The 12,104-nt window shown below is 44.7% G+C and carries 14 protein-coding genes and 1 tRNA gene; 8 read left to right on the top strand and 7 right to left on the bottom strand.

What is annotated here, in order from left to right; translation table 11 throughout:
* Positions 1 to 9 precede the first annotated feature (9 nt).
* Together EK374_RS17450 and EK374_RS17445 are read left to right on the top strand one after the other, a co-directional pair.
* Positions 10 to 279, top strand: a complete 270-nt coding sequence (locus EK374_RS17450; RefSeq protein WP_127026581.1) for a hypothetical protein — start codon at positions 10 to 12, stop codon at positions 277 to 279.
* A gap of 15 nt (positions 280 to 294) precedes the next feature.
* Positions 295 to 639, top strand: coding sequence for an NnrS family protein (locus EK374_RS17445; RefSeq protein ID WP_127025814.1), 345 nt, complete (start codon positions 295 to 297; stop codon positions 637 to 639).
* On the opposite strand, the gene EK374_RS17440 is transcribed toward EK374_RS17445, so the two are convergent.
* A protein-coding gene (locus EK374_RS17440; protein WP_206099215.1) for an IS3 family transposase occupies positions 634 to 1,796 on the bottom strand; the annotation gives its coding sequence in 2 pieces (ribosomal slippage) (positions 634 to 1,541 and positions 1,541 to 1,796; 1,164 coding nt in all). The two genes, EK374_RS17445 and EK374_RS17440, sit on opposite strands and share 6 nt — an antisense overlap.
* A gap of 829 nt (positions 1,797 to 2,625) precedes the next feature.
* Here EK374_RS17440 and EK374_RS17435 point away from each other — a divergent pair.
* From EK374_RS17435 to EK374_RS17425, 3 genes are all read left to right on the top strand, one after another.
* Positions 2,626 to 2,850: a hypothetical protein gene (locus tag EK374_RS17435; protein ID WP_127025813.1), complete on the top strand. Its 225-nt coding sequence runs from the start codon at positions 2,626 to 2,628 to the stop codon at positions 2,848 to 2,850.
* 34 nt (positions 2,851 to 2,884) lie between these two features.
* Positions 2,885 to 3,724, top strand: coding sequence for a site-specific integrase (locus EK374_RS17430; RefSeq protein ID WP_206099236.1), 840 nt, complete (start codon positions 2,885 to 2,887; stop codon positions 3,722 to 3,724).
* A 133-nt stretch (positions 3,725 to 3,857) separates the two neighbouring features.
* Positions 3,858 to 4,541: a hypothetical protein gene (locus EK374_RS17425; protein WP_127025811.1), complete on the top strand. Its 684-nt coding sequence runs from the start codon at positions 3,858 to 3,860 to the stop codon at positions 4,539 to 4,541.
* Positions 4,542 to 4,594: 53 nt separating this feature from the next.
* Here the strand turns inward: EK374_RS17425 and EK374_RS17420 are convergent, their stop codons facing one another.
* Together EK374_RS17420 and EK374_RS17415 are read right to left on the bottom strand one after the other, a co-directional pair.
* Positions 4,595 to 5,569: an Abi family protein gene (locus tag EK374_RS17420; RefSeq protein ID WP_127025810.1), complete on the bottom strand. Its 975-nt coding sequence runs from the start codon at positions 5,567 to 5,569 to the stop codon at positions 4,595 to 4,597.
* A 242-nt stretch (positions 5,570 to 5,811) separates the two neighbouring features.
* A tRNA-Ile gene (locus tag EK374_RS17415) sits at positions 5,812 to 5,888 on the bottom strand.
* Positions 5,889 to 6,377: 489 nt separating this feature from the next.
* On the opposite strand from EK374_RS17415, the gene EK374_RS17410 reads away from it, so the two are divergent.
* The 3 genes from EK374_RS17410 (at position 6,378) to EK374_RS17400 (ending at position 7,322) form a co-directional block, all read left to right on the top strand.
* On the top strand, positions 6,378 to 6,578 hold the full coding sequence (locus tag EK374_RS17410; RefSeq protein ID WP_127025809.1) for a hypothetical protein: 201 nt from the start codon (positions 6,378 to 6,380) through the stop codon (positions 6,576 to 6,578).
* A 193-nt stretch (positions 6,579 to 6,771) separates the two neighbouring features.
* Positions 6,772 to 6,969 carry a hypothetical protein gene (locus tag EK374_RS17405; protein ID WP_127025808.1) on the top strand — a complete coding sequence of 66 codons (198 nt, stop codon included), beginning with the start codon at positions 6,772 to 6,774 and terminating at the stop codon, positions 6,967 to 6,969.
* Between the two features lie 59 nt (positions 6,970 to 7,028).
* Entirely contained in the window at positions 7,029 to 7,322 is a 294-nt protein-coding gene (locus EK374_RS17400) for a hypothetical protein (protein ID WP_127025807.1), read from the top strand.
* Positions 7,323 to 7,532: 210 nt separating this feature from the next.
* Here EK374_RS17400 and rpoD read toward each other — a convergent pair whose 3' ends face one another.
* The 4 genes from rpoD to rpsU form a co-directional block, all read right to left on the bottom strand.
* Complete coding sequence (gene rpoD, locus EK374_RS17395; protein WP_127025806.1) at positions 7,533 to 9,383, bottom strand: RNA polymerase sigma factor RpoD; 1,851 nt, start codon at positions 9,381 to 9,383, stop codon at positions 7,533 to 7,535.
* A 103-nt stretch (positions 9,384 to 9,486) separates the two neighbouring features.
* Positions 9,487 to 11,211 carry a DNA primase gene (dnaG, locus tag EK374_RS17390; RefSeq protein ID WP_127025805.1) on the bottom strand — a complete coding sequence of 575 codons (1,725 nt, stop codon included), beginning with the start codon at positions 11,209 to 11,211 and terminating at the stop codon, positions 9,487 to 9,489.
* 202 nt (positions 11,212 to 11,413) lie between these two features.
* Positions 11,414 to 11,857, bottom strand: coding sequence for a GatB/YqeY domain-containing protein (locus EK374_RS17385; protein ID WP_127025804.1), 444 nt, complete (start codon positions 11,855 to 11,857; stop codon positions 11,414 to 11,416).
* Positions 11,858 to 11,873: 16 nt separating this feature from the next.
* Positions 11,874 to 12,089: a 30S ribosomal protein S21 gene (gene rpsU, locus EK374_RS17380; RefSeq protein ID WP_031567241.1), complete on the bottom strand. Its 216-nt coding sequence runs from the start codon at positions 12,087 to 12,089 to the stop codon at positions 11,874 to 11,876.
* Between the last annotated feature and the right edge of the window lie 15 nt (positions 12,090 to 12,104).

Genomic DNA, 12,104 nt, shown 5'->3' with positions numbered 1-12,104 from the left:
GAGCTTATGATGTTTCACGTTGCCCAATTTTTTAGTAATGAAAAACTGTCCGCCTCTGACAAGTTCGAAACATTGTTATTGGCTGCCAATACTTTATTAGCTTTGTCCTTTAGTTTACTGCTGGCGACTGTGGTTGTCTGTTATCCGCTGTCTTATTTGTTTTCGTTTGAGCTGCAACTGGCGGGTCATGTCACTATGATTTTCAGCGCGACTCTGGTGAAAATTGCCTATGTCTGCCGCTGTATAGCTCAGTACGAACTGCATAAAGAAGTGCGTTAGGTTATGAATAAAAGAATGAGCCAGCGTCCTCCTTTGATCAATATCCACTGGCCTGAACAGACCGAAGTGGGCAAGCGAAAAGCACTATCTGCTTATCCGCTGTTTGCTTTGGCATTCCGGCCTTTTTTTCTGGCTGGTGCCTGTTGGGCTTTTTTGGCGATCAGCATTTGGGCCTTGTGGTTTAGCGGCCTGATATCGTTTCAGTTTGGTTTTCCAGCAAGCTTGTGGCACGCCCATGAGATGTTATTTGGCTTTGGCGCCGTGGTCGCAGTCGGCTTTTTACTGACTGCAGCACAAAACTGGACAGGCTTGCCGAGCCTTTCTGGCAAACCGCTGTTTGGACTTCCCCCAATCTCATAGACACTCGTTAACCTCGTTGAGATTAGCTTTTTCCTCATAATCTGCTGGTGATAACTGTCCTAAATGACTGTGTCTGCGCCGACGGTTATAAAATACCTCGATGTACTCAAAAATGTCACTACGCGCTTCTTCACGGTTGTTATAAATTCTCCGTTTAATCTGCTCTTTTTTCAGTGAACTAAAGAAGGATTCGGCAACCGCATTATCCCAACAGTTACCGCGCCGACTCATGCTGGCTGAGAGTTTGTGTGTATCCAGAAATCGTTTCCATTCATCGCTACTGAACTGGGAGCCTTGGTCAGAATGTATGATGACCGGTTGTTTCGGTTTCCTGCGCCAGACAGCCATTAACAACGCATCAAGCACAATTTCTTTCGCCAGCGTGGCCTTCATCGACCAACCAATGACTCGTCGAGAGTACAGATCTAACACTACGGCAAGATATAAAAAGCCCTCGTAGGTTCTGATATAGGTGATATCAGTTACCCAGGCTTTATTTGGCTCGTTATAAGTAAATTCACGCTGTAACTGGTTTTTTGCCGGTACAGCGGGTTTACCCGCACGATAACGTGGCGTTTTATAACCACGAATAGCTTTGAGGCCAGCCAAATTCATCAAGCGAGCTACGCGATTCTCCGAGCAGGTTTCACCGGCTTCACGTAAATCAACATGGATACGAGGGCTGCCATAAATGCCGCCGCTTTCAAGCCATGACTCTTTAATCAGTGCCGTTAAACGCTGGTTCTCACGTGCTCTGTTTGATTCAGGCTGCTTCAGCCATTGATAATAGCCGCTGTGATGGACACGCAGCATGGTACACATCAACCGCACAGGATGGCAGTTCTGGTTATCGCGGATAAAGGCATACCTTAACTGAACTGCTTGGCAAAGTATGCGGCGGCCTTTTTTAGGATGTCCCGCTCTTCTTCAGCCCGTTTTAAAGCGGCTTTTAGCCTGGCATTTTCAGCGGCTAAATCCTGCTGCTGCGTCACTACAGGATCTGGATTAGTGGCCTGATTATGTTCCTTGAGCCACTTATAAAGGCTGTTGTCTGATACGCCTAAGCGCTCAGATACATCTTTAACGGAATATCCACGTTCTGTGATTTGTTTGATAGCTTCGGCTTTGAATTCTGGTGTAAAACGTTGCTTGGACATGGTGCCCTCCTAAAGTTGTATTTTAACCTAAGGAGTGTCTAGTGTTTTAGGGGAAGTCCAAATCTAGAATTTATTGAAATGGCCCTGGTGGAAGAAAAAATTAGGCTGAGAGGGCCTATGTTGCGCTCAAGTAATTTCGTATATGACTTAAGAAGGAAGATTTTCAATATTAACTGGATAGTCAAATGCATTTTCTGGTCAAAAAATATTATTTTTGCTAAGCAAATTTCTTCAGAGGTTATTAAATACATCGAAGAAAAAACTGCACAGAAAAATGGAACAAAAAATCATGGCAGCGATTGCAGTATTTAGCGCTTAGAATGCGCTGGATATCAGTGTCAGTGCGAGAGAGTGCTTTGGCTCTTTTTAGGTATTTGTTGCATAGCCATTATGCCTTAACTTCAAGATCGAAAATGTAGGCATCACGAGCAAATGCCTACCTTTTTTGGCTGCGCCAGCCGCTGGGTACAAGCAATGAATTGCCCTGTACCCAGCGGCTGGCGAGGGCGGCAGAGCTTTCGACGCAGAAAGTTATTTGCAGATTGAAAGTTAAATTGGTTCGCAGTAGACTTTTATTGTCAATCGGGCACAAGCCCAACATCAAAACAGGCGCTGTTTAAGCTGCCTTCAATACGCATCTCCGCGAGAGTTTATTTAGTTTCCTATAGCAACGCTTCTAATGCTGCGTTTCCCTTTTGCATTTCCAAACTTAGGCGCGATCAGTCCGGCCTGCTTCTTTTGGAGCATCGTGGGCGAATAGGCTTCAGTGCCGCTGAACCGTTTTTTACGGTCAGTTAGTTCTTACAAGTCTTCGCAAAGGTGGATAGCAATGTCAGATTTTAATCCTGAAGTTGAATTGGCACGGTTAAAGACTCAAACCGTGATCCTTAGAAAGAAAGTGTATAAAAGATCGCGGCTTGATCGATATAAAGGCGAGCTGTTGCAGCTAAAACACCAAGGCGCAACAACAGCTGAGTTACAACGATGGTTAAAAGACAAACGGGTCAAGGTTGTTTGGACCACAGTTAAGCGCTGGCTGGATAACAATGGCTAAGTTCGCAAAGCCACAAAAACAAGCTGGAGCTGTTATGAAGCAGCTCCAGGGCAAAGTGATTAAATCTGTACGTACTGTTAGTAACTTCGAGCAGGCGCTAACTCGGGTTGCTGAATACTGCCAACAGATGAAGTTGCCAAGCTTGCAGGCAATGACCATTAACGACGTGCTCACTTATCTTGAGCTAAGGGGGCAGATAGTCGGGCAAAAAACGCTTGATATGGAGCGGCAGGCCATCCAGAAAATGTTGCAGCATGTCACCGGCACTTTGCCAACAGACAAAACACTTCCAGTTATCAAATCCGAGCATCAGCAAGTACTACTTTCCAGAGCTTATACAGTACCGCAGGTTGAGCTTGTTGCTGGTCAACAGAAAGACTCCAATTCACTAGCGACAAGAATTAGCCATGCTGCTGGGCTAAGGGCGCATGAGTTATTAACGTTAGCAAAGCCAACAGAACGGCCAGCGGATAAACGCCCAGCAAACTCGACTAAGTTCTCAGGCAGGGAAGGTATTATCTATACGGTGCAAGGGAAGGGCGGTTTGAAGCGGGAAGTGTTGATCCCAGTGTCTTTGTCCCATGAACTTGAAAAGTGTAGGAGGCCAGCACCTGTTACAGTTAAGGACCGAGGCATCAACTATTTAAGTCGTTACCAGATAGCCGGAGGCCAGCCTTGGTCTAACTCATTCAGTGCAGCATCTAATAGGGCATTAAACTGGTCTAGAGGCGCACACGGGCTTCGCCACAGCTATGCTCAGGAAAGAATGCACGAATTACAATCTTTGGGGCTGACAAGGCTTTTGGCGCTGGAAACCGTATCGCAGGAAATGGGGCATTTTCGGCCTGAGATTACGGAGACGTACCTTCGGTGAATTACCAGTTATCAATCTGAACTGCTAACAGTACTTTCCTGCGTGTAAAAATCCTTTAATTTATGTATTGTTTTTGGGTCCTTTATTTTAGGGACTAATACCCACTATTCAATAATTTTTAAGTGAGATTTTTATGGTTGATACAGAAACAAAAACAACAAAATTGAGCACTATATTGCAGTTCTTCGCGATAGGATTACCGCTGGCGTATTTGACGGGATATTTATATCAGCAAGGTTATTTATCGACCTACGGTTTCAGTTCTGATGCGTTCCTGCAGGCTCCCGAATATTATTTAGTCAATTTCTTTATTGCAGTTAGCATGTTACTTATCTGGGGGTTAGAGAAGATTTTCAGCCACTGGCAGCCGTTTTTATTATTTTTTGTAATGCTTTTCATCGTTGCTGTTGTCGCCGCTAACTTTGAGGATAAGGTCTCTGGCTTTAACAATCGCATGAAGTTGAAAGTAAAAGAATCTTTCAAAAAGCCGCCGTTCTTAAAGTTTTTCCTGCCCGTAATTTTCGCCACGATGATGACGTCCATGATTTATTTAATATTTGTCCTAGTGGGCACTGCAGTAATTGCTTGCTTTAGCGGATTTTATATAGGGAAAAATGTTGCTCAAGACGAAATTAAAGAATTTTCTTGTGGGGTTAATGCTAGATGTCAAAGTCTATTTGTTAACGGAGAGTCGAAGGGGATTGGGTACGTTATTGCTATGAGTGATAAATTTATAGCATTTCGTACGGCGAATGAGACCGTGATGTTCCCGAACGAAAATATAGTACTCAAAGGCAATATCGCAGTAGATAAATAAAACGGTTCAATAGAGGCATAACGAGTGCCTCTCTTCTTGTCTGGCAGATGTTATTACTGAGGGGCAAAAAATATTGGTTCTTCTAGCCAGTTATCAGGAAAACCCATTGATGCTTGAAATTGACGTACAGACGGATGTTCTTCAAACAATCCCTCTAAGATTGGGCCTAATTTTTCAGTGTAACCAAGATGGCTGTATAGGCACTGCAATGCAGCAATGGCGGTGTAGAGTCGATTTAATTGCTCTTCTTCCCTCAATCCCGCTTTAGGACGCGTTTTGACGAGATTAATTTCTGAACTCAGAATACTTTTGATCGCAGTTGGTGATTTGAGGTTACGATTAAAAAGTCGCATGTGGTGCCCACAGTGGTTTCTGACTTCTTGAAGGGTTGTCATCCATGAGGCAAGAGACTTGAATTTCTGAACGCCAAGCGTTTTGGAGTACCGGTTCAATTTTAGACTTTGAATGCTGCTCTCGGTAATACCTGATAGTAGCTTCGTCAGATTTCCAAATGTCATTAGCTCAATCGCAACCCAACCAGGTGGAAGGTCTCTGTAGAATGGGCAATATTCGTTAAAGTATTTTTGTCTGAAGTGTTCCGCAAAAAGCTCTTTTGAATCAATAAACATGCTCCTGACGTTATTGACAGTTCTAATATGATTGTCGCTGTTCTCGAAGAGTGATGTATCCAAATACCAGAACAAGTTTCCAGTTTGTTTTGTCATCCATTGCTCAAACGTGCTTCTTACACCTATTTCCACGCATGCAATTATTCTGAATAACTCAGATCGCAGTTTGCTGTCAAAAAGGTATAGGTCGTAAGCATTTTCAAATGTGGCATCCGTATGGAATGTTTTATCTGGCTTTTGGAAAGGTATTAAATATGCTTTAAAGCGATAGTAACTGCACATCGATAATGTACGTTCAGCTAACTGTCGATTTTGGATGTTCAGACCTTGACCTAATAACTTCTCACAAAGCTCTGAACTTGCTTTATGTGGTTTTCTATAGGGAAGCAATTCTGCCACGGTGATTTCCTTTTTCGTAGCAAAAAAAAAGCTTCCACTCTTACGAACCCATATAGAGTTCTGGAGGAAGCCGTTGTTGATGTAAAAATACAACTCACGAAGAGTTGTGTCAACTATTGTTTTATCGCAATGAATAAATGAGGCTGCTTGAGTGTTTTGCTAAAGACTTATACGATGTTGGTAGCACAGAGGTAGCACAGACTTAAAGTGAATCAGAAGACGTAACGTAAGTGCTTGATAAATGGTGGCCCCACCTGGACTTGAACCAGGGACCTGCCGATTATGAGTCGGATGCTCTAACCAACTGAGCTATAGGGCCATTTGAGAAGTGTCTTTAGGTTTTGCTACCGCAAGCCTAAAGAGCGAAGGCAGTATAAGAAGTTTTTCTGCTGTTGTCACCGCTTCGTGGCATGCTCTTTGTGCTGACTGCTTGTTTTTTATTCGCTTTCATAAGAAATCCTCCGCCCTAAGCACAGAGGGTTAAGGAAGATAAAGGCCTAAGCGGCGTTTTGGTGCCAGCAATACTCTGTAGCTTAGAGCTTTTTGCAATGGCAGTGCGGTGATGAACCCCCATTGTTGGAGCTGCTGAACAGGTCGGATCAAATAGCCAGCCAAGATAGGCTGCATTTTATGATTATCAGGATTTAAATCTCTGTCGAACAACTAAATTCCCTGCCAAATAAAGGTGTTAAATTTTTTAGCCAAAAATGTAACGGTTAATTTTTGATTAATTCACTTTTGTGAGGTAAATTTATTGTTAATAGTATGGCTGATGTTGGCGGCTGCCATTTGATAGCAGGCTCCAGTTATGAGACAAAAGTTTATTATTTTTAATAGATTACAGCATCAACGCGGCAAATTCCGTCGTTCTGTTCTGGTACAACCAGTCATTGTCATTTTGCTGTTCACTGCTCTTGCCTGGGACAGAGTCACGCGTTTATTAGTAGGAACCGGCCCGCACTATCAGGCTGGGATTTTTATTGCCGACGTTGCTGCCACACAAAATTGAAATGTCGCTCCCCATTCCGGAAACTGTGTACAGGGGGGCAGCATATCCGTGCTGACAATAAGAGCATGCCGCTGCAGTCTGGCCTGTTGTTAAGCGCTGATGTGAGCTCCGAAAATCATAGCCTTCAGCCTTGGTTTTCGGGTTAATACTGAGCCTGTTAGACAGGCTTTAATTCATTCAAGGAGAAACAGACATGAACGTATTAAATGCTAAACAGATTGCAGTTGTTTCTGGCGGAAATATTTACAGTGCAAGTAATCTTGCTGCTGCCACCCGGTTTACTGGTGCTCTTGGTTTTTTAGCTACGTCTTTCAAGGTTGGCTATGAAGCAGGAGAATGGCTGAATGAAAATACGCCCATCCAGAGCTGGATTAGTGAGGCTCTAAGCTAAAGAACATGGCTGGCAATAGTGTTACTGTTGCCAGCTATTCGATAAACAGGAGAAAAATCATGGATATGAAGAGGTTTTCTCATTTTTCTTATAAAAGCATAAAAGTGCTATTTATCGTTCTGGTTTTTCTGTATGCGCTCTATGTGCCCTGGTTTTACAGTAGTTCGGATCCTCAGCGCTACTACCAGTTTGCATTCGCTTTGTTAATGTTTGCGCTGTTGTTTGAGTTGCATCTGGCTAACTTGCGTTTTTCTGAATACATTCGGCAACCGATACGCTGGAAGTCGCCAGCAGGCTTTTTATATCTGTGCGCCTTAGTATGTTTTGGCTGGGGATTCTGGGGCCTTGGCTAAGCGATGAACAAAAGATGGATGGATCAGTGCGGTGGCTAAATAGAGCAGGTAAAACTACATAAACACGGAGGCTAGATGCTGTGCAGTTTGAAGTTGCGGATTTATTCTGGCGGGCACCGCAAGTATGGGGACAGCACGGAGTTGAACTGACTTTATTAACAACTAGGATCTAAAAAGGCACCTTGCGGTGCCTCTCTAATTCAGACCAATCTACTCGTCGAGGAAGCTTTTTAACACTTCTGAACGGGAAGGGTGGCGCAGTTTACGCAGCGCTTTGGCTTCGATTTGACGGATACGTTCCCGTGTTACGTCAAACTGTTTACCCACTTCTTCCAGTGTATGGTCGGTATTCATATCGATACCAAAACGCATACGCAGTACTTTTGCTTCACGGGCTGTTAAACCGGCCAACACTTCGTTGGTGGCGGCTTTTAAGCTTTCCATGGTGGCTGAATCCAGCGGCGATTCTGAAGAGCTGTCTTCGATAAAATCGCCCAGATGCGAATCTTCATCGTCACCTATTGGCGTTTCCATGGAGATTGGCTCTTTGGCAATTTTCAGCACTTTACGGATCTTGTCTTCCGGCATGCCCATACGTTCGGACAGTTCTTCCGGAGACGGCTCACGCCCCATTTCCTGCAACATCTGACGTGAAATACGGTTCAGTTTGTTGATGGTTTCGATCATATGCACAGGGATCCGGATAGTACGGGCCTGGTCAGCGATAGAACGGGTAATGGCCTGACGGATCCACCATGTAGCATAAGTTGAAAACTTATAACCACGACGGTATTCGAACTTGTCGACAGCCTTCATCAAGCCGATGTTACCTTCCTGAATTAAATCAAGGAATTGTAAACCACGGTTGGTGTATTTTTTCGCGATAGAAATAACCAGACGTAAGTTCGCCTCAACCATTTCTTTTTTCGCACGACGGGCCTTAGCTTCACCAATCGACATGCGACGGTTGATATCTTTAATTTTAAAAATAGAAAGACCAGTTTCTTCTTCAATTTTTTTCAGCTTCTCAACGCTGCGGAACAAATCGTCACGCATCTCACCCAGCTTGGCTGAGTAAGGTTTACCTGCTGCAATTTCGGCGTCGATCCATGCTGTTGAGTTTTCGTTGCCACTGAAAGACTTCATAAAGTTTTTCTTTGGCATTTTTGCGTACTCAACGCAGTTCTTCATCACAATACGTTCCTGGACGCGCACGCGGTCCATCATTTCACGCATGTTTTTGACCAGACGGTCGAACTGTTTTGGCACTAAACGGAAGCAACGGAAAACTTCGCTCAGCTTTTCAATTTCTTCTTTGGTGGTTGGGTGTTCACGGCCGTTTTTGACGATCGAGGCACGGGTAACTTCGTACTGAGTACGGAGTTCACCAAACTTCTCGCGCGCCATTTCCGGATCCGGGCCAGTGTCTGCCTCTTCGTCCGAGTCTTCTGACTCTTCGTCATCGCCTGTGATATCAGCGTCTTCATCGGCCAGTTCTTCTTCTGGCACGTCAGAACCGATATGAGTGGCCGTTGGGGCCATATCATCCACTTCATTTGGATCGATAAAAGCGGTGACAATGTCACTTAAGCGAATTTCTTCGGCTTCAAATTTATCCCACTGTTCTAACAGGTAGGTGATGGCTTCAGGGTATTCAGCAACAGAGGTCTGAACCTGATTGATACCATCTTCAATCCGCTTGGCGATGTCGATTTCGCCTTCACGGGTTAACAGCTCTACAGTGCCCATTTCGCGCATATACATGCGGACCGGATCTGTAGTGCGACCTAACTCTTTATCCACACTGACTAAAGCCTGAGCGGCTTCTTCTGCGGCGTCTTCGTCCGGCGCAGCGTCAGACATGATCAGGTCATCGGCATCTGGTGCTGTTTCAAACACCTGAATACCCATGTCATTGATCATACGGATAATGTCTTCGATCTGATCGGAGTCAATAATATCTTGTGGAAGATGATCATTAACTTCAGCAAAGGTCAAATAACCTTGCTCTTTACCCTTTAAGATCAGGAGTTTTAGTTGCGACTGAGGATTATGCTCCATAGAGGCTGTTCTTCCACCCAAATAGTTAGTTCAAAAATGCGAATTAGCGATTATAACAAAGCGCGGCTTTTCTAGCCACCGCACAATGACGGCTTACTCACGGTTATTTGCTTTTAAAAGCTTTTAACAGCAACACAAATTCGTGTTTTTCCGCCGTGGTTAGTTGCTGCAATGTATCTTTGCGTTGCAATTCTTCCAGACGTTGGCCCAGATACTGATCTTCAATAGACCTAAAAGTATCCAGAAATTCTTTGGTTAACTGCTCTTCGGCAACCTGATGGTCCCATAAAGCCAGTTTCACCAATATGTTGTATTCAGGCGTATCGCGCCAATGTTCCAGCAATTGTGCAGTGGTCAGTTCAGGCTGAGCTAATAAAGTGCCCTGTACTGTCAGCAATAACTGAATACCAGGTAAATTCGCTTCTGCCAATTCGGGAGCCAGTGGCATCACTTTGGCTAGGGCAGGGTATTGCAACAACAACGCAATAGCCCGGCGCATCGGCGTAATTTTTGTGGTCGCAGGCGCTTTGCTCTGCACCTTGTTCTGGTTTCTGGTCGCCGTATTTTGCTGCGACGATTTACCAACCAGCGATCCCAAAGTTTCAAACAAGGCATCGCGGTAAAATTCACTTGGAATTTGTTTAATCAGCTCGTTACCTTTAACCCATAAGGCAGATTTTCCGGCATCGCTGTTTAAATCTAACTCTTTGGCCAGATGGTCAAATAAATACTGACCTAAAGGCATGGCCTGTTCCAGACGGTTTAAAAAGGCATCTTTACCTTCTTTTTGCACCAGTGAATCTGGGTCTTCGCCGTCCGGTAAAAAGACAAAATTCAGTTCCACGCCGTCTTTTAAATGCGGTAAGGCACTTTGTAAGGCTCGCCATGCGGCGTCGCGGCCTGCTCTGTCGCCGTCATAACAGCAAGTGACAGTGCTGGTCAGGCGGAATAACGTATGCATGTGATCTGGGGTCGTGGCGGTGCCTAAACAAGCCACGGCAAAAGATATTCCTTGCTCAGCCAGACCCACCACGTCCATATAACCTTCAACTATCAGCACTCGATTCAGCCTATCCTGGCTTTGTCTGGCTTCGTATAAGCCATAAAGTTCACGGCCTTTATGGAAAAGTCGGGTCTCAGGAGAGTTTAGATACTTAGGCGTACCTTCACCTATCACTCTGCCGCCAAAACCTATCACTCTGCCGCGTTTATCCCGGATCGGAAACATCAGCCGGTCACGGAAAAAATCGTATTCACGGCCCTGATCATTGCGGCTGATCAGTTTAATTTCAAACAGCTGATCACGGGCTGAACGTGAAGCGCCTAACTGCTTTAATACAAAATCCCAGCTGTCCGGCGCGTAGCCTATGCCGTATTTTGTTGCTGTGGCTTCTGAAATACCACGTTTGTGCAAATAAGTTGCAGCATGAACCTGTTGTTTCAGCTGTTGCTGATACAAATCTGCCGCTTTTTGCATCTGACTGTAATCGTCGGCCTGAGCCTGCGGATACTGCTTACCACTGCCTTGTTCGCGTGGTATCTCTAAATGGTGTTGCTTCGCCAGTTCTTCAATAGCTTCTACAAATTCAAGCTGTTCGTACGCCATCATAAAACTGATGGCATTGCCGTGAGCTCCACAACCAAAGCAATGATAAAACTGTTTGTCGCTACTTACGGTAAAAGAAGGGGATTTTTCGTTATGGAAAGGGCAACAAGCCTGGTAATTCTTACCGGCTTTTTTTAACGGAACTCTGTGATCAATCAGTTCCACTATATCTGTACGAGCTAATAAGTCGTCGATAAAGTGTCTGGGGATTTGTCCTGCCACCTTTTTCCTCATCTACTGATATATACCCAAGCAACTTGACGTTGCAGGGAGGCGACAAGCTCGTGAGACCCAAGAGCATAGATACACTATGTGACTGGGGCGAATGAGCGCAGTCAACAAAGCTGCAGCTTCAAGTACGACGGGTATACAGAAAAAGACAAGCCGTGCTAGAGGCACGGCGTGCAGTAGTTCAGCTAGAAGCTTAACTCAAACGAGCTTTAATAACCTGACTTAAAACGGCCATATCAGTACGGCCTTGAACCTGTGGTTTTAAGTGGGCCATGACTTTCGCCATGTCCTGCATTCCACAGGCTGCAACAGCAGTAATAGCTTGTTGCACTAAATCATTCAGCTCGGCCTGAGATAAGGCTTGTGGCAAAAACTGTTCTACGATTACGATTTCTGCTAATTCAATATCAGCTAAATCTTGCCGACCTGCTGCACTGTACTGACTGGCAGACTCTTTCCGCTGTTTTACCATTTTGGTCAACACAGGAAGAATATTGGCGTCATCAGGCACCATCTGCGAATCAATTTGACGTTGTTTGATTTCAGCTAAAGCTAAACGAATAGTGCCGAGACGCAATTTGTCTTTGGCACGCATTGCGTCTTTTTGTGCTACTTGCAGCTGTTCTAACAATGCCATAGGTCAGGCAATAATCTTAGTAAAGCTTGATACGACGAGCGTTTTCGCGAGAAAGCTTTTTCATGTGACGCTTAACAGCGGCAGCTTTCTTACGCTTACGAACCCAAGTTGGCTTCTCGAAAAACTCTTTAGCGCGCACATCTGCTAATACGCCAGCTTTTTCACAAGAGCGCTTGAAACGACGTAAAGCTACGTCAAATGGTTCGTTTTCTTTTACTTTAACAACAGGCATTAAATTCTCACCTCG

Origin of the sequence: Rheinheimera mangrovi (assembly GCF_003990335.1) — a bacterium.
In the GTDB taxonomy this organism is placed as follows: Bacteria; Pseudomonadota; Gammaproteobacteria; order Enterobacterales; family Alteromonadaceae; genus Pararheinheimera; species Pararheinheimera mangrovi.
Note: the sequence above shows the minus strand (reverse complement) of the source record. Positions and strands in the feature narration are given on the sequence as shown.